The organism is Mesorhizobium sp. M0018 (assembly GCF_040323955.1).
GTDB lineage: Bacteria > Pseudomonadota > Alphaproteobacteria > Rhizobiales > Rhizobiaceae > Mesorhizobium.
Genome location: NZ_JAMYVL010000004.1, coordinates 211,307 through 227,309 on the forward strand (window position 1 = coordinate 211,307; position 16,003 = coordinate 227,309).

General features: G+C 63.0%; 17 protein-coding genes. 8 read left to right on the forward strand and 9 right to left on the reverse strand.

Features of this window, described 5'->3' with window-relative positions; genetic code table 11:
• The first annotated feature begins 65 nt into the window (after positions 1-65).
• The gene (locus tag NKJ81_RS07630) at positions 66-755 is read left to right on the forward strand and encodes an HAD family hydrolase (RefSeq protein ID WP_254818468.1); all 690 of its coding nucleotides are present in this window, start codon (positions 66-68) and stop codon (positions 753-755) included.
• A 38-nt stretch (positions 756-793) separates the two neighbouring features.
• On the opposite strand, the gene NKJ81_RS07635 is transcribed toward NKJ81_RS07630, so the two are convergent.
• Positions 794-1,492, reverse strand: a complete 699-nt coding sequence (locus NKJ81_RS07635) for a hypothetical protein (RefSeq protein WP_352540096.1) — start codon at positions 1,490-1,492, stop codon at positions 794-796.
• Between the two features lie 128 nt (positions 1,493-1,620).
• On the opposite strand from NKJ81_RS07635, the gene thrC reads away from it, so the two are divergent.
• From thrC to NKJ81_RS07655, 4 genes are read left to right on the forward strand one after another with little or no spacing between them, the layout of a single operon-like run.
• The gene (gene thrC / locus NKJ81_RS07640; RefSeq protein WP_352540097.1) at positions 1,621-3,018 is read left to right on the forward strand and encodes a threonine synthase; all 1,398 of its coding nucleotides are present in this window, start codon (positions 1,621-1,623) and stop codon (positions 3,016-3,018) included.
• 14 nt (positions 3,019-3,032) lie between these two features.
• Positions 3,033-4,325: a M16 family metallopeptidase gene (locus NKJ81_RS07645; protein WP_352470646.1), complete on the forward strand. Its 1,293-nt coding sequence runs from the start codon at positions 3,033-3,035 to the stop codon at positions 4,323-4,325.
• A 15-nt stretch (positions 4,326-4,340) separates the two neighbouring features.
• Complete coding sequence (locus NKJ81_RS07650; protein ID WP_352470647.1) at positions 4,341-4,937, forward strand: GNAT family N-acetyltransferase; 597 nt, start codon at positions 4,341-4,343, stop codon at positions 4,935-4,937.
• A 2-nt stretch (positions 4,938-4,939) separates the two neighbouring features.
• Positions 4,940-7,828: an EAL domain-containing protein gene (locus NKJ81_RS07655; RefSeq protein WP_352470648.1), complete on the forward strand. Its 2,889-nt coding sequence runs from the start codon at positions 4,940-4,942 to the stop codon at positions 7,826-7,828.
• Between the two features lie 23 nt (positions 7,829-7,851).
• Here the strand turns inward: NKJ81_RS07655 and NKJ81_RS07660 are convergent, their stop codons facing one another.
• On the reverse strand, positions 7,852-8,460 hold the full coding sequence (locus NKJ81_RS07660; protein WP_031211061.1) for a YqgE/AlgH family protein: 609 nt from the start codon (positions 8,458-8,460) through the stop codon (positions 7,852-7,854).
• A gap of 147 nt (positions 8,461-8,607) precedes the next feature.
• On the opposite strand from NKJ81_RS07660, the gene NKJ81_RS07665 reads away from it, so the two are divergent.
• The 3 genes from NKJ81_RS07665 to NKJ81_RS07675 all read left to right on the forward strand — a co-directional run bounded on the left by NKJ81_RS07665 (position 8,608) and on the right by NKJ81_RS07675 (position 10,625).
• The gene (locus NKJ81_RS07665; protein ID WP_352456894.1) at positions 8,608-9,414 is read left to right on the forward strand and encodes a protein-disulfide reductase DsbD domain-containing protein; all 807 of its coding nucleotides are present in this window, start codon (positions 8,608-8,610) and stop codon (positions 9,412-9,414) included.
• 82 nt (positions 9,415-9,496) lie between these two features.
• The gene (locus NKJ81_RS07670) at positions 9,497-9,997 is read left to right on the forward strand and encodes a peroxiredoxin (protein WP_352540098.1); all 501 of its coding nucleotides are present in this window, start codon (positions 9,497-9,499) and stop codon (positions 9,995-9,997) included.
• Between the two features lie 148 nt (positions 9,998-10,145).
• A complete protein-coding gene (locus tag NKJ81_RS07675; RefSeq protein WP_352470650.1) occupies positions 10,146-10,625 on the forward strand; it encodes a DUF2938 domain-containing protein in 480 nt (159 codons plus the stop codon).
• Between the two features lie 18 nt (positions 10,626-10,643).
• On the opposite strand, the gene rnhA is transcribed toward NKJ81_RS07675, so the two are convergent.
• The 7 genes from rnhA to NKJ81_RS07710 all read right to left on the reverse strand — a co-directional run bounded on the left by rnhA (position 10,644) and on the right by NKJ81_RS07710 (position 15,996).
• On the reverse strand, positions 10,644-11,183 hold the full coding sequence (gene rnhA / locus NKJ81_RS07680) for a ribonuclease HI (protein ID WP_352470651.1): 540 nt from the start codon (positions 11,181-11,183) through the stop codon (positions 10,644-10,646).
• On the reverse strand, positions 11,180-12,142 hold the full coding sequence (locus NKJ81_RS07685) for a homoserine kinase (protein WP_352456890.1): 963 nt from the start codon (positions 12,140-12,142) through the stop codon (positions 11,180-11,182). The genes rnhA and NKJ81_RS07685 overlap by 4 nt, the downstream gene beginning before the upstream one ends.
• Before the next feature lie 5 nt (positions 12,143-12,147).
• Complete coding sequence (ispH, locus tag NKJ81_RS07690; RefSeq protein ID WP_254818458.1) at positions 12,148-13,152, reverse strand: 4-hydroxy-3-methylbut-2-enyl diphosphate reductase; 1,005 nt, start codon at positions 13,150-13,152, stop codon at positions 12,148-12,150.
• Between the two features lie 107 nt (positions 13,153-13,259).
• Entirely contained in the window at positions 13,260-14,015 is a 756-nt protein-coding gene (locus NKJ81_RS07695) for an SURF1 family protein (protein ID WP_352540099.1), read from the reverse strand.
• The gene (locus NKJ81_RS07700; protein WP_352470653.1) at positions 14,012-14,398 is read right to left on the reverse strand and encodes a DUF983 domain-containing protein; all 387 of its coding nucleotides are present in this window, start codon (positions 14,396-14,398) and stop codon (positions 14,012-14,014) included. The genes NKJ81_RS07695 and NKJ81_RS07700 overlap by 4 nt, the downstream gene beginning before the upstream one ends.
• 82 nt (positions 14,399-14,480) lie before the next feature.
• A complete protein-coding gene (locus tag NKJ81_RS07705) occupies positions 14,481-15,362 on the reverse strand; it encodes a cytochrome c oxidase subunit 3 (protein WP_352540100.1) in 882 nt (293 codons plus the stop codon).
• Between the two features lies 1 nt (position 15,363).
• On the reverse strand, positions 15,364-15,996 hold the full coding sequence (locus tag NKJ81_RS07710) for a cytochrome c oxidase assembly protein (protein ID WP_352449884.1): 633 nt from the start codon (positions 15,994-15,996) through the stop codon (positions 15,364-15,366).
• Positions 15,997-16,003: the final 7 nt, after the last annotated feature.

Sequence of the window (16,003 nt, forward strand, 5' to 3'; positions counted from 1 at the left end):
CGCCGCCTGAGCCGTTTGGACCAAAAAGCCCTCGGCATTCCCTTCATCCCGCTTTCCGGATCACCATGCCCCAGCCAGACCTTGTCATCTTCGATTGCGACGGCGTGCTCGTCGATTCCGAAATCATCGCCGCGCGGATCGATGCCGAGCTGTTGACCTCGGCCGGCTACGAGATATCGGCCGAGGAGATTTCCGAGGTCTATGCCGGGTTGACTTTCAAGGACATCATGATGCGGGTCGAGGAAAAGTCCCGGATCCCGTTCCAGGCCTCGCTGATCGACAAGGAGGAACAGCTGGTCGATCGTAGGCTGCGCAGCGACGTGCGTGCCATCGACGGGGCGCACGAGGCTGTCGCCGCGGTAGCAGTGCCGCGCTGCGTCTGTTCGAATTCGCGCTCGGAGCGGATCGAATTCATGCTGGAGAAGGTGCAGCTTTTGCCGTTCTTTGCCGGCCGTATCTTTTCCTCGCTGGAAACTCCGACCGGGAAAACCAAGCCGGCGCCGGACGTGTTTCGGTTCGCCGCGGAAAAGCTCAAGGCCGATCCTGCGAACACCTTTGTCATCGAGGATTCGGTGCATGGCGTCACCGGCGCCAAGACGGCGGGAATGCGCGTCATCGGCTTCACCGGCGCGGCGCACAGCTATCCCGGCCACGCCGATGCGCTGACCGAGGCCGGCGCGGAAACGGTCATCCGCCGCTGGGCGGAGCTGAAAAGCGTGATCGCCGCGCTGTCGGAATGGTCGGCGGACGCCTGAGAGGCCGCCTCCAACCGCCGTGGCACGAATGCAGCGGCTTAGTTGGTCGCGGCGGCTTTCTTCTTCCTCGGCTTGTCTGTCGCTACTTTCGGAGCGCCCTCGTCATACCCGGCATATGCCTGGTAGTCCTTCGCCGTCGGCTCCGGAACGACGACGTTGGAATCGGTGAAGACGAACTGCGTGGCACTCGAAGGATCGGTAACCTGGACCTGATAGGAGTGAAGCTGCGAATAGAGAACTTCGGTGCCGTGCATCACCGCGATGCGGATCGGCATGGTGATGGTCCCGGGGGTGAACATCGGGCCAGGCACGACCTTGCCGGCGACGGCTATCTTCATCGACAAGGAGCCGTTGGCGCGGCTGCAGTCGCGGGTCACATCGGTGATCGAAGCCTGATAGATGATCTTGGCGGAATCGTCCGGCTGATCGACGCCTGCCGCGTCCGCTGCCGGCTGGGCGGCTTCCTCGGCGGCAACATCGGTTTTTTTCTTCGGCTTCGGACCGCTCTTGGCGTAGGTATTGAAGAAGGCGGTGCCGTCACGCAACGTCACTTTCGGGCAATAGGCCTGCAGCTGGCTGGAAAGCACCTTGGGATCGGGTGGCGGTGGCGGTGTCGCATCCTTTTTGCCGAAGCCGAGAATTCCATTGTCGCTCGATTGGCAACCTGCGGCGGCAAGCATAAAGCCGGTGAGCGCCACACCCGCGACAAAACGACCGTTGAATGAATGAAACGCCATGGACTGCACTTCCCTCTCGCAAAGCCGGTGACGTATATCAACCGCGCGGCAAAAATGCGACTGATCCAGCGCAGAAATCCACCACCTCGCGGCGGGCGAAAATTCCCGGCAGCAATGGAAACTTGACGATGCAATATGTGAGTACCCGCGGGGAAGCGCCCGCGCTTGGATTTTCCGACGCGGTGCTGGCCGGACTGGCGCGCGACGGCGGGCTCTACCTGCCGAGCGCCTGGCCGCATTTTTCCGCAGCCGAGATCCGCGCCATGCGCGGCCTTGCCTATCCCGATCTTGCCATCCGCGTGCTGTCGCCGTTCCTCGGCGGCGAGATCGCGGCGCCGGTGTTCGAACGGCTGGTGCGCGAAGCCTATGCAACCTTCCGCCATGAGGCCGTCTGCCCGCTGGTGCAGACCGGGCCGAACAGCTTCGTGCTCGAGCTCTTCCACGGCCCGACGCTCGCTTTCAAGGACGTGGCGATGCAGCTTCTTGCACGGCTGATGGACCATGTGCTGGCCGAGCGTGACCAGCGCGCCACCATTGTCGGCGCCACCTCCGGCGACACCGGAGGGGCCGCCATCGATGCCTTTGCCGGGCGCAACCGCACCGACATCTTCGTGCTTTTCCCGCACGGCCGCGTCTCGCCGGTACAGCAGCGGCAGATGACGACCTCGACCGCCGCAAACGTCCATGCGTTGGCGATCGAAGGCAATTTCGACGACTGCCAGAGCCTGGTAAAGGACATGTTCAACGACCACGGTTTTCGTGACCGGGTATCGCTGTCCGGCGTCAACTCGATCAACTGGGCCCGCATCATGGCCCAGATCGTCTATTATTTCTCCTCCGCGCTGTCGCTCGGCGCGCCCGACAGGCCGGTTTCCTTCACCGTGCCGACCGGCAATTTCGGCGACATCTTCGCCGGCTATGCCGCCAAGAAGATGGGGCTGCCGATCGAACGGCTGATCATCGCCACCAACGACAACGATATTCTGGCGCGCACGCTGGCAACCGGCGAATACCGCATGAAGGGGGTCTTTTCGACCACGTCCCCCTCGATGGACATCCAGGTGTCTTCGAACTTCGAACGCTTGCTGTTCGAAGCGTCCGGCCGCGATGCCTCGGCCGTGCGGCGCTACATGAACGGACTCAAGCAGTCCGGCGCCTTCACCATCGAGGCCGGCGAAATCGCCAAGATCCGCTCCGAATTCGACGCCGGCCGCGCCACCATGGACGAGGTCGCCGCCACCATCCGCACCACACTTGCGGCGAGCGGCTATCTGCTCGACCCGCATACCGCCGCGGCCGTGCATGTGGCCGCCGGCAAGGCTGCGGGTGAGGTGCCGATGGTGGTGCTGGGCACTGCGCACCCGGCAAAGTTTCCCGCCGCCGTCGAAGCCGCCAGCGGCGTGTCGCCTGCCCTGCCTGCATGGCTAGGCGGGTTGATGAGTGCCGAGGAAAAATACACGGTACTTCCATCCGACCTGAAAATGGTGGAAGATTATCTCGGCCGCCACACGCGGGCGGCGCGTTAGGGAGTAATTGCCATATGGGTGTTGAGGTAAGCCGTCTGTCGAACGGCCTGACAGTCGCCACCGAAACCCTTCCAAGCCTCGAATCTGTTGCCCTTGGCGCCTGGGTCAAGTCGGGCGCACGCAACGAGCGTGACGAAGAGCACGGAATGGCGCACTTGCTCGAGCACATGGCTTTCAAGGGCACCAGTCGGCGAAGCGCCTTCGAGATTGCCTCGGAGATCGAGGACGTCGGCGGCGAGATCAATGCCGCCACCAGCGTCGAGACGACCTCCTATTATGCAAGGGTTCTGAGCGACGACGTGCCGCTGGCCGTCGATATCCTTTCCGACATCCTGCAGGAATCCGAATTCGATCCGCAGGAGTTGGAACGAGAGCAGCATGTGATTCTGCAGGAGATCGGCGCCGCGCACGATACGCCCGACGACGTCGTTTTCGATCACTTTACCGAGACCGCCTTCCGCCACCAGACTATCGGCCGCTCGATTCTTGGCACGCCGGAAACCGTCAAATCCTTCACTTCGAAGCAGCTGCACGACTTCATCGAACGACAGTACGGCGCCGAGAACATGGTGATGGTGGCGGCCGGCGATATCAAGCACGACGATTTCGTGCGCGAGGTCGAAAAGCGTCTCGGCAGCTTCCGCGGCAAGGCCGACGGCACCATCCCGCAATATGCGCAGTATGTCGGCGGCGATTTTCGCGAGGACCGCGACCTGATGGACGCGCAGATCGTGCTGGGTTTCGAGGGCCGCGCCTATCACGTCCGCGATTTCTACGCCTCCCAGGTCCTGTCGATGATCCTGGGCGGCGGCATGTCGTCGCGGCTTTTCCAGGAAGTCCGCGAGAAACGCGGCCTGTGCTATTCGGTCTACGCCTTCCATTGGGGTTTTTCCGACACCGGCGTCTTCGGGGTCCATGCGGCGACCGGACAAAGCGATATTGCCGAGCTGGTGCCTGTGATCATCGACGAGCTGCAAAAGGCCGGTGAAAACATCCTGCAGGAGGAGCTCGACCGGGCGCGTGCGCAGTACCGCGCCGGGCTGATCATGTCGGCCGAGAGCCCGGCCAGCCGCGCCTCGCAGATCGCCAGGCAGTTGCTTCTGTTCGGCAGGCCGATAGCCAAGGAAGAGTTGATGGAGCGGCTGTCGGCGCTGACGGTCGAGCGGCTGACGGACCTGTCGTCGCGGCTTTTTTCGACCAAGCCGACGCTTACAGCCGTCGGGCCGGTGGGTACGCTCGCGCCCTATGAGGCGATCCTCGATTCGCTTTCGGGCACGCAGACCACTGCCCGCAAGCTCGCCGTCTAAGCCTACTCGAGCGTCGTGTTCGCGCTCCCTTTCTTTCGCCGCGACCTGCCGGCACTGAAGGGCGAGCTTGTCACGCTGCGCGTACCGCTGACCAACGACTATCGCGAGTGGTCGGTGCTGCGCAGTGAAAGCCGCGCCTTCCTTGAGCCGTGGGAGCCGCGATGGACCCCTGACGAACTCGACCGCACGGCGTGGCGGCATCGTATCGGGCGCTACCGCGAGGACTACGCGCAGGGGACGGCGATCGCCTTCTTCATCTTCGAGAAAAGCAGCGGCAAGCTGGCCGGCGGTATCACCCTCGGCAATATCCGCCACGGGGTCGCCCAAAGCGGCCATATCGGCTACTGGATCGGCGAGCGCTTCAGCGGACGCGGCCTGATGACCGATGCCGTAAGAGTGGTGACGCGTTTCGCCTTCGAAACGCTGCGATTGCACCGGATCGAAGCTGCCTGTATTCCCGACAACGCCCGGTCGATCCGCGTGCTTGAAAAAGCCGGATTCCGGCGCGAAGGACTGCTACGATCCTATCTCAGGATCAACGGCATCTGGCAGGACCATTACCTATACGCCCGAATCGCGGACGATCCGCCGGGCGTTGGAACAAAGGGCTGATTTTGACGAATTTTCTGCGCAAGGGGTCGCTGCTTGCCTTTATGCTGGCGGCAATCGTCACGCTCTGCGCGGCGTCCTCGGCCTTTGCCGTAGAACCGATCAAGATCGCCCGCGACGACGTTGCGCTCGATCTTTCGGGGGCCGTCTTGATCTACCGGAACCAGGGCGAGAATTTTCAGGTGTCGACCGCGCCAGGCCCGGACGGCATCGTGCGGCGCATCGAGGTCGAGGCAAATGATGCGCGCTCGAGCGGTGACTGGGCGGTGTTCGCGCTGGCCAATACCACCGACCAGCAGCTCGACAGGCTGATTGTCGCACCGCATTTCCGGCTGGTAAATTCCGGCCTGTTCTGGCCGGATCTCGGCTCGACCCGTATCGCCGCGATCACGCCCAGCGAAGGCTTTGCGCTCGACCGCCAGACCAGCCCCGACGCCGACGTCTTCCGGGTCACGCTGAACCCGGGAACGGTGATTACCTTCATCGCCGAGCTTGCCTCGCCCAAGCTGCCGCAGGTCTATCTGTGGGACCCTGAATCCTATAAGGATTCGGTCAATTCCTACACGCTGTTTCGTGGCATCGTCATCGGCATTGCCGGCCTGCTGGCGCTGTTCCTGACCATCCTTTTCGTCGTCAAGGGGACCTCGATGTTCCCGGCAACGGCGGCCCTAGCCTGGGCGGTGCTTGCCTATATCTGCGTCGATTTCGGCTTTCTCAACAAGATCATAGAGATCTCACCGGGCAATGAGCAGATGTGGCGCGCCGGAACGGAGGTGGCGCTCGCGGCGACCTTCGTGGTGTTCCTGTTTGCCTATCTCAATCTCAACCGGTGGCACGGCCATTTCAGCTACGGCGCGCTGGTCTGGATTCTCGGGCTGGTGCTGATCGCCGGTGTCGCCATCATCGATCCGGCGGTTGCCGCTGGCATTGCCAGGCTGTCCTTCGCCGCCACCGCGCTGACCGGGCTCGGCCTGATCATCTTCCTCGGTATCCGCGGTTACGACCGCGCCATCATGCTGGTGCCCAGTTGGGTGATGGTTCTGCTGTGGCTATGCGGATCGTGGATGGCGATCACCGGCATGCTGGACAACGATATCGCCCAGCCGGCGCTGGGCGGCGGGCTGATCCTCATCATCCTGCTGATCGGCTTCACGGTGATGCAGCACGCTTTTGCCGGCGGCGCCCTGCATCAGGGCCTGTTCTCCGATCTCGAGCGCCAGGCGCTGGCGGTTGCCGGATCGGGCGATACCGTGTGGGACTGGGACGTGCTGCGCGACCGCGTCGTCACTCGTCCCGACGTCAGCATTCAGCTCGGCCTTGCCCCCAACAGTCTCGGCGGGCCCGCCCGCAACTGGCTGCCGGTGCTGCATGCCGACGACCGCGACACGTTTCGCACGACGCTCGACGTGGTGCTCGAGCACCGGCGCGGCCGGGTGTCGCAAAACTTCCGCCTGCGCGGCGCCGACGGGCACTATCACTGGTTTTCGCTGCGCGCCCGGCCGGTGATCGGCTCGGACGGCGAGGTCATCCGCTGCGTCGGCACCATGGTCGACGTGACGGAGCAGAAGAAGTCCGAGGAACGGCTGCTGCATGACGCCGTACATGACAATCTCACCGGCCTGCCCAACCGCGAGTTGTTCATGAACCGGCTGGAGGCGATCATTTCGATCGCCCGCACCGAAGAGAAGGTGCGCCCGACCGTCTTCGTCATCGACATCGACCGCTTCAAGCAGGTCAATGACGGGCTCGGCATCTCGGCCGGCGATACCATCCTTTTGACCATCGCGCGGCGGCTGCACCGGCTGCTCAAGCCGAAGGATTCGCTGTCGCGCTTTGCCGGCGACCAGTTCGCGCTGATGCTTTTGTCGGAGCAGGATCCGGCTCGCATCGCGGGCATTGCCGATGCCATCAAGCACGCCATCAACAACCCGATCACCTTCGCCAAGCGCGAGATCGTGCTGACCGCCTCGATCGGGCTGATCACCTGGACCGCCACGCAGACCTCAGCCGAGGACATGGTCAAGGATGCCGAGCTTGCCATGCATCAGGCCAAGCGCTTCGGCGGCGACCGGATCGAGCCATTCCGTCCCGCCTTCCGCACCGTCGGCACCGACCGGCTGCAGTTCGAGTCCGATCTGCGCCGCGCCATCGAACGACGCGAATTCACGCTTGCCTACCAGCCGATCGTGCGGCTGGAGGACGGCAGCGTCGCAGGCTTCGAAGCGCTGCTGCGCTGGGACCATCCGCGTCGCGGCATGATCCCGCCGGCTGATTTCATTCCGGTCGCCGAAAACTGCGGCCTGATCGTGCAGCTTGGGCTGTTCGCCATGCAACAGGCTGCCGAAGACCTGGCGGGATGGCAAAAGCAGATCGGCGATGCGCCGCTGTCGGTCTCGGTCAATCTGTCCAGCCGTCAGCTCATCCGCCGCGACCTGGTCAGCGACGTCCGCTCGGTGATCGCGCGAGCCAACCTGAAACCGCGCTGCTTCCGGCTCGAACTCACCGAATCGCTGGTGATGGACAATCCCGAGCAGACCGCCCATGTGCTGACCAAGCTGAAGCAGCTTGGCATCGGCCTGTCGCTGGATGATTTCGGCACCGGCTATTCATCGCTGGCCTATCTGACGCGCTTTCCATTCGACACCATCAAGATCGACAAGAGCTTCGTCGACGACGCGACGCCGAAACGTGCGGTGCTGCTCAAATCCATGGTCAATATGGCGCATGAACTCGGCCTGTCGGTTGTCGCCGAAGGCATTTCGGACGAGAGCGATGCGCTGGAGTTGCGGCAGATGGGCTGCGAGTACGTGCAGAGCTTCATGTTCGGCGCGCCGATGCCGGGCGACCAGGTGCTGAAGACGCTGAAGGAACAGTATCCGTTGACCCAAGCGTGACAAGTTTCAGGACGTAATGAGGTTCAGGCGTGACCGGCAGCCAGGCTGAGATGCGCGAGATCAATGCCGATCGAGGCGAGGATCCGGTCATATTTGCGATCGATGTCGGCGTCGAACAGAAGCTCGGCACTTGCCGGGCAAGTCAGCCAGCCATTCTCGACGATCTCGTTTTCAAGCTGGCCCGCACCCCAGCCGGCATAGCCAAGCGCCATCAGAGCCCGCCGGGGTCCGCGGCCGGAGGAGATGGCGCGCAATATGTCGACGGTCGCGGTCAGACAGACATCGTCGGACACGGCGAGCGAGGATTCCACCCGGTAGTCGCCCGAATGCAGAACGAAGCCGCGGCTACGATCCACCGGTCCGCCATTGCGCACGACGAAGTCGCGCGCCGGTGGCGGCAGGCGAATTGCCTCCAGCTCGTTCATGATGCCGAGTTGCACGAGCAGGTCCGGAAACAGCATCTGCTGCGTCTGGTTGATGATCAGCCCCATCGCGCCTTCGTCGCTGTGCGCGCAAATGTAGATGACAGAGCGCGTGAAGCGGTCATCCTTCATGCCGGGCATGGCAATCAGGAACTGATCGTCGAGAAAGCCGGGTCCTGCGGCCGTCCTTTTATGGCGCAACAAATCCATGGCCACAGCGTAACGCGTTTCCGGGGCGTCGAAAAGATGGGCGGCGCCCGATTTGATCAGGCTCGTAAATCGAAGGTCACGCAAATATGATGCCGGCGGCGTCATGAAATCATTGTGCGGCCATCAACAGACGATCAAATCATTGCCATGCAAAGCTTGAAAATCCTGCTGCTTGGCGTAGCCATTGGATCGGCGACCGGCCTCCCCGCCTCAGCCTCCTCATCGGCCTGGTACAACAGCGAAGGCGGCAGGGTGCGGCTGGTGACGAGCGGCAAGGCCGATGAGGCCGGGCGTCTCCAGGGCGTCCTCGACATTGCGCTGAAGCCCGGCTGGAAGACCTATTGGCGCGATCCGGGCGATGCGGGCGTGCCGCCACAGATCGACGTCTCGGCCAGCACCAACATTGCCGACGCGACGCTTTCGTTTCCGCCGCCGCAGCGCCACGACGACGGCTACGGCAAATGGGCCGGCTACGACCACCCCGTTTCGTTGCCGGTGACGTTCACGCTTGCCGCGCCCGGCCAGCCGGCCGTCATCGATGCGGACATTTTCCTCGGCATCTGCGAAACCATCTGCATCCCGGTGCAGACAAGGCTGACCGTCGATCCCGGCGCCGATCCGGACAACGCCGAGGACGCGGCACTGGTCAAGGCAGGCCTTGCCACCCTGCCCGCCACGGCAACGCCCGATTTCGGCATAAACGTACTGCCGGGCGACCACGAAACGCTGATTGTCGAAGCGAGCTTTCCGGGCAGCCCCGAGGGCGCCGACTTCTTCGTTGCCGGCGAACGCGACTACATGTTCGGTGCCCCGGCACGCAGCGAAAAGGATGGCAAGCTGATCTTTACTGTGCCGATCCTCGACAGGCCGTCGACAACGCCAACCGATGGCGGCCTGCACTACACACTGACAAGTGCCGCAGGCGCGGTCGAAGGCCTGTTGCCATTCCCGTGATGCCAACGTCTGGACGGTTGCCGGGCGCGCCTTAATTCGCTATCGCAAGGACACTCCCTTCCATTTCCAAGCGAGGACCATCATGACGATCTCCGTTGGCGACAAACTGCCCGATGCGACCTTCAAGACAATGACCGCCGACGGTGCAAAGCCGATAACGACGGGCGAGCTATTCTCAGGAAAGAAGGTCGTGCTGTTTGGCGTTCCAGGCGCCTTCACGCCGACCTGCAGCAACAATCATCTGCCCGGCTACCTGGACAATTACGACGCCATCCTGGCGCGCGGCGTCGACACTATCGCCGTTGTCTCGGTCAACGATGTTCACGTTATGGGGGCCTGGGCCCGCTTCAGCGGCGGTGAAGGCAAAATCCTTTATCTTGCCGATGGCAATGGCGATTTCGCCAAATCCGTCGGCCTCGACGCCGACCTCTCCAGCGGCGGCATGGGGCTACGCTCGAAGCGTTTTTCGATGATCGTCGATGACGGCAAGGTCACCGCATTCAATGTCGAGACAAAGCCCGGCGTCGACGAATCCGGTGCGGCTCACATTCTCGGACAGCTTTCCGTCCTGGCGACAGCCTAGGCCAGGCACGGCAAAGGGCGCCTTCGAGCGCTCAACGTCCAAAGGACGCTGACTTTTGCATCGGCGCATGATCCTTCCGAAAGCCGACCCGGTTTTTCGGGACCATGCGTCGGCCCTTCGGGACTGCTTGCTTCTGGGGACCTCGATTATGTCTGACATCGTCTGGCGCAGCGTCGCGATCGGCATCGGCGCAACCGCGCTTATGGATGTCTGGGCGATTTTCCTGAACAAGGCGTTTGCTCAGCCGCGGCCGAACTGGGGGCTGGTCGGCCGCTGGGTCTGGCATCTCAGGGAAGGCAAGGTCTTCCATGACGACATTGGCGAGGCCTCGCCCTACCCGCATGAATCAGTACTTGGCTGGGCCTTTCATTATGCTGTCGGCATCGTCTACGGCGTCATACTGGTCGTGCTGGCCGGAACGGCCTGGCTCACCGCGCCGACCTTCCTGCCGGCTTTTATGCTCGGCATCGTCACCGTCGGCGCCGGGTGGTTTCTGCTGGCGCCCGGCATGGGCGCCGGCTGGGCCGCTTCGAAGCGGCCCAATCCGATGCAGGTCCGCGCCCTCAATCTTGTGTCGCATACGGTGTTTGCCATCGGACTGTTCGGCACCGCCCTTCTGATCCGCTGACACGCCAGTTCAACCGGATCAATAACTCTGGGTCGAGCGCCGAACCTTCTTGGCCGCCGATTGCCTGGAGTGGGTGCCTTCCTCCGGCGGCACGGACGCGAGCACGGGTTTCGCCGACTTCGTCTTGAATGGCGCCATGCCGAGCCGCGCCAATTCGTCGGCGCGCTCGTTCTCGGGATGGCCGGCGTGGCCCTTGACCCAATGCCAGGTGACCTGGTGGCGGTTGCGCGCAGCGTCGAGCTGCTGCCACAGCTCGGCATTCTTCACCGGCTGCCTGGCGGCCGTCTTCCAGCCGTTGCGCTTCCAGCCGTCGATCCAGCCGAAAATGCCGTCCTTGACGTAGTTGCTGTCGGTATAAAGATCGACGACGCAAGGCTCCTTGAGCGCATTGAGCGCCGAGATGGCCGCCAACAACTCCATGCGGTTGTTGGTGGTCAGAGCCTCGCCACCATGGAGCTCCTTGATTGCGCCGTTGAAGCGCAGGATTGCGCCCCAGCCGCCAGGCCCGGGATTGCCCGAACAGGCACCATCGGTGAAGATTTCAACGCGCTTGGTCATGTCAGTCCATATTCGGAAGGAGAGTTGATCGCCCGGTGGAAGCGCATCCGGCGGATATACTCGGTCGGGTCGCGTTTCATCACCAGGCCGCCGTCCGGGACCGTCAGCCAGTCGTAGAGCCGGGTCAGCATGAAGCGCAGCGCCGAACCGCGCGCCAGCATCGGCAGCGCAGCTTTCTCGTCACTGCTCAACGGCCGCACGCTTTGGTAGCCGGCAAGCAGCGCCGTGCCCTTGGTCAGATTGAAGGAAAAATCCTTCTCGAAGCACCAGGCGTTCAGGCACGTGGCAACGTCATAGGCATAGAGGTCGTTGCAGGCGAAATAGAAGTCGATCAGCCCGGACAGTTTCTCGCCGAGGAAAAACACATTGTCCGGGAAAAGATCAGCATGGATGATGCCTTGCGGCAGACCGTTCGGCCAGTTCCGCTCGAAATCGGCGAAATCGGCATCGACCTCGGCCGCCAGTCCCGGCTCGACCTCGTCGGCGCGGGCGCGGGCGGCATTCCACAGCTTGCGCCAGCCATCGATGGCAAGGGCGTTGGGGCGGGTCATCGGAAAATCCGCGCCGGCGAGATGCAGTGCCGCCAGCGCCTTGCCGACCTCGCCGCAATGTGCAGCCGTCGGCCGCCGCAGCGACAGGCCTTCGAGAAAGGTGATGATGACCGCCGGCCGGCCGGCAAGTGTTCCGATCACGCCGCCATCATGTGCGGTGACCGGGAGCGGACACGAGATGCCCTTTCTGGCGAGGTGGGCCATGAGGCCGAGAAAGAACGGCAGGTCAGCCTTGTCGACGCGCTTCTCGTAAAGCGTCAGGATGTAGGAGCCGCTGCTGGTGTGCAGCAGAAAATTCGAGTTTTCGGTGCCTTCGGCGATGCCCTTGTAGGACAAGAGGTCGCCGACCGGATAGTTCCTGAGGAATGCGCCGAGCTCGCCCTCGTTGACGTCGGTGTAAACCGCCATCGTTGCTACGCGGCCCCGTTGACGAAGGCCATGTCGGCAGCCGTCAGTTCGACATCGCGCAACACCCGCATCACCGGAAAGTCCTCCGTCTCCGTCGCCGTCACGGCCAGCTCGATGGTCACGTCGAAGCGCTGCCTGAACGCATCGACGATCTCGTCGACGATGATCTCCGGCGCCGAGGCGCCCGCCGACAGGCCGAGCGTCGAAATGCCGGCAATCTCATTCCACGGAATTTCGGAGGCGCGCTGCACGAGAAGCGACATCGAGGCGCCGGCGCGCTCGGCCACTTCGACCAGGCGCCGCGAGTTGGACGAGTTAGGTGCGCCGACAACCAGGAAGAGATCGGCGCCGGCCGCTGTTTCCTTGACCGCTTCCTGGCGATTGGTGGTGGCATAACAGATCGATTCCGCCGCCGGCGCGTGCAGCTCGGGAAAACGCTGCTGCAGGGCGCGGATGATACCGGCGGTATCCTCGACCGACAGCGTCGTCTGGGTGACGAAGCCGAGCGCTTGTGGGTCTGCGGGCACGAAGCTTGCGGCGTCGGCCTCGGTCTCGATCAGAGTTACCGCGCCGTCCGGCAACTGGCCCATTGTGCCGATCACCTCCGGATGCCCGGCATGGCCGATCAAGAGCACGTGGCGGCCAAGCCGCTGATGGCGCATCGCCTGCTTGTGGACTTTCGAGACCAGCGGGCAAGTCGCATCGAGATAGAACAGGTTGCGGGACTGGGCGTCGGCCGGCACCGATTTCGGCACGCCATGCGCCGAAAAGACGACCGGGCTCTGGCGATGCTCGGGCGGGATCTCGGAGAGCTCCTCGATGAACACCGCGCCGAGGCTTTGCAGCCCTTCGACGACGTAGCGGTTGTGCACGATCTCGTGGCGGACATAGACCGGCGCGCCGTATTTCTTCAGCGCCAGCACGACGATCTGGATGGCACGGTCAACGCCCGCACAGAAACCGCGGGGCTGGCAGAGCCGGATGGTCAGCGGCGGCTTTGTGTGAAGCATGATTGCATCTTACGCTGATTGTGGGCCGGTTGATCGGACTATGACTTCTGAGCTCAAGGCGCGAAATGAGGTGCGCGGCCCTGCCCTGTCAAGGGTAGTGGCGGCGATCATTGGTCTTTCGCCGGGCGGCGGAGCCAGGAGATCAGGACGCCGGCAAGGGCGGCGGCAAGGCCGTACCAGGTTATCGCATATTGCAGATGGCTGTTCGGCAGGTCGATGACGGTGACACCGCCAACCGGCAGCCCGCCGGGGTTGGGCGTGGCGTTCGCATCGATGAAGATCGGCACCAGCGCCGCACCTGTCGGCAGGCCGGCGCTCGAGGCCATCGCGTCACGGTCCTTCCAGTAGAAGATGTTCTTCTGCGGGTCATTGTCGGGAAGCATCATCGAGGGCTTGGCCGGCAGCGGGTTGCGGGCGAGCCCCGTCACCGTCACTTTGCCCGTTACCTGCCCCTGCGGCCGCTTGGCTGGATCCTTGAAATCGTAGGGCACGAAGCCGCGGTTGATCAGCACGAAACGGCCATCGTCGAGCTGCAGCGGCGTGAAAACGTCGAAACCGGACTGGCCTTCCCAGGTGGCGAGGAAATGCCGCTCGTCTTGATGCAGGAAAGTGCCGGTCACCATCACCGGCGTGTAGTCCACGTCGCCGGTGGCAGCAAACCGCTTTTCGACCTCGGCCAATGGTACAGGCGCCGAATGCGTACGCTGGTCGATCGTCTGGAGAAGGCCCTCTTTCCAGTGCAGGCGCTGAACCTGCCAGGTGCCGAGCGCCAGCAGGATCAAAAACACGACGATACCCAGGCCGAGCGCCAATGCGCGCTTGGGCCGCGACCGGCCGGCCACCGAACCTGATGCCTCGCTCATTCGCCGCGGTCCAGCCGGCCCTCGGCCGCCTTGTTGCGGTATTGCAGCGTCAGCAGCACGCCCTTGATCAGCCGGAGCGCCGCCAGGCAAAGCACCAGCGTCAGCGGAATCCACAGCAGCAGATGCAGCCAAAGCGGTGGATTGAGCGTCACCTCCATCCACAACGCCAGGCCGACGACGATGAAGCCGATGATCAGGATAACGAACACCGCCGGCCCGTCACCAGCATCGGCGAAAGAATAATCGAGGCCGCAATTGGTGCAGCGATTGCCGACCGTGAGGAACCCGGAGAACAGCTTGCCCTCGCCACAGCGGGGGCAGCGGCCATGCAAGCCGGCCGAGATCGGATCGATTGGTGGCCAGATCGCCTTGTCGTCGCTCATGGGATCATCCTAGGAGCATTTGCCGCAAAAGATAAGGCGGCCACGTCGCCGCAGCCGCCTTGTCGATTTCCTCAGTTCGATCTCAGTGCGGTTCGATCATCGCGCCGTTCGATGCCCAGACGTAGATCGAGGCAAACAGGAACAGCCACACCACGTCCACGAAGTGCCAGTACCAGGCGGCGGCCTCGAAGCCGAAATGCTGCTTGGGCGTGAAGTCGCCCTTTATGGCGCGGATCAGGCAGACCAACAGGAAGATCGTGCCGATGATGACGTGGAAACCATGGAAGCCGGTCGCCATGAAGAAGGTGGCGCCGTAGATCGAATCCCTGAAGCCGAACGGCGCGTGCATGTACTCGTAGGCCTGCACCATGGTGAACAGCATGCCGAGGCCGACGGTCAGCACCAACCCATTGATCAGGCCCTTGCGGTCGCCGTGGATGAGCGAGTGGTGCGCCCAGGTCACCGTGGTACCCGACAGAAGCAGGATGACGGTGTTGTAGAGCGGCAGATGGAAGGGGTCGAGAACTTCGAGGCCCTTGGGCGGCCAGACGCCGCCGGTGAAGGCGGTACGGGCGTATTGATGGACCTCGCCCGGAAACAGGCTGGCGTCGAAGAAGGCCCAGAACCAGGCGACGAAGAACATCACCTCGGAGGCGATGAACATGATCATGCCGTAGCGCAGATGCAGCGACACGACACGGGTGTGGTGTCCCTCATGCGCCTCCTTGATCGTATCCGACCACCAGGCGAACATCGTGTAGATGACGATCAGCAGGCCGATGAAGAACAGCCATGGATTGGCGACATTGAAACCGAAGATCGCGAAATCGCCGCCCTTGAGGTATTGCATGTAACAGACGCCGCCGAACGCGGTCACCAGCGCCCCGACGGAGCCCAGGAACGGCCACGGGCTCGGGTCGACGAGGTGGTAGTCATGTTGTGGTTTTGCGTGTGCGTCTGCCATATCAACCCCCGAGGCTTGCTTCGGTATCTGAAATCTTGTTGCGGCGGCCGTCGGCCGGCACCGATGATGCGACCGGCTTGGTCTTGTCGACCGGGAACATCGTGTAGGACAGGGTAATCGTCGTCAGATCCTTCAATTCCGGCGCGTTGACGATGTCGGGATCGACATAGAAGACGACCGGCATGTCCAGTGTCTCGCCCGGCTTCAGCGTCGTGTCGGTGAAGCAGAAACACTCGACCTTGTTGAAGTAAGGTCCGGCCAGTTCCGGCTGCACGTTGAAGGTGGCGCGTCCAGTGATGGGACGGTTGAATTTGTTGGTCGCGCTGAAATGCGCCTCGGCGGTTTCGCCGATCTTGATGGTGATCGAGCGGGCGACCGGCTGGAATTGCCAGGGAACGCCGGCGGTGTTGGCGTCGAAGCGGATGGTGATGTCGCGATCGAGCACCCGATCGGCATATTGCTGGGTCGCCCGTTTGACGGTGCCGCCGTAGCCTGTCGCCTGGCAGAACATCGCGTAGAGCGGCACCGCGGCGTAGGCCATGCCGATCATGCCGCCGAAGAACGCGATGCAGACGCCGGCGACGACACGGTTCGTATTCTTCTTCTTAGGATCGGTGACTGTTTGCCTGGTCATTGTGAGC

Coding starts and splice junctions, on each gene's coding strand:
- NKJ81_RS07635 (WP_352540096.1), bottom strand. CDS start 1,492: ATGGCGTTTCATTCATTCAACGGTCGTTTTGTCGCGGGTGTGGCGCTC.
- NKJ81_RS07710 (WP_352449884.1), bottom strand. CDS start 15,996: ATGACCAGGCAAACAGTCACCGATCCTAAGAAGAAGAATACGAACCGT.
- ispH (WP_254818458.1), bottom strand. CDS start 13,152: ATGCTTCACACAAAGCCGCCGCTGACCATCCGGCTCTGCCAGCCCCGC.
- NKJ81_RS07695 (WP_352540099.1), bottom strand. CDS start 14,015: ATGAGCGAGGCATCAGGTTCGGTGGCCGGCCGGTCGCGGCCCAAGCGC.
- NKJ81_RS07645 (WP_352470646.1), top strand. CDS start 3,033: ATGGGTGTTGAGGTAAGCCGTCTGTCGAACGGCCTGACAGTCGCCACC.
- NKJ81_RS07675 (WP_352470650.1), top strand. CDS start 10,146: ATGTCTGACATCGTCTGGCGCAGCGTCGCGATCGGCATCGGCGCAACC.
- thrC (WP_352540097.1), top strand. CDS start 1,621: ATGCAATATGTGAGTACCCGCGGGGAAGCGCCCGCGCTTGGATTTTCC.
- NKJ81_RS07630 (WP_254818468.1), top strand. CDS start 66: ATGCCCCAGCCAGACCTTGTCATCTTCGATTGCGACGGCGTGCTCGTC.
- NKJ81_RS07665 (WP_352456894.1), top strand. CDS start 8,608: ATGCAAAGCTTGAAAATCCTGCTGCTTGGCGTAGCCATTGGATCGGCG.
- NKJ81_RS07700 (WP_352470653.1), bottom strand. CDS start 14,398: ATGAGCGACGACAAGGCGATCTGGCCACCAATCGATCCGATCTCGGCC.
- NKJ81_RS07660 (WP_031211061.1), bottom strand. CDS start 8,460: ATGGATTTGTTGCGCCATAAAAGGACGGCCGCAGGACCCGGCTTTCTC.
- NKJ81_RS07670 (WP_352540098.1), top strand. CDS start 9,497: ATGACGATCTCCGTTGGCGACAAACTGCCCGATGCGACCTTCAAGACA.
- NKJ81_RS07685 (WP_352456890.1), bottom strand. CDS start 12,142: ATGGCGGTTTACACCGACGTCAACGAGGGCGAGCTCGGCGCATTCCTC.
- rnhA (WP_352470651.1), bottom strand. CDS start 11,183: ATGACCAAGCGCGTTGAAATCTTCACCGATGGTGCCTGTTCGGGCAAT.
- NKJ81_RS07705 (WP_352540100.1), bottom strand. CDS start 15,362: ATGGCAGACGCACACGCAAAACCACAACATGACTACCACCTCGTCGAC.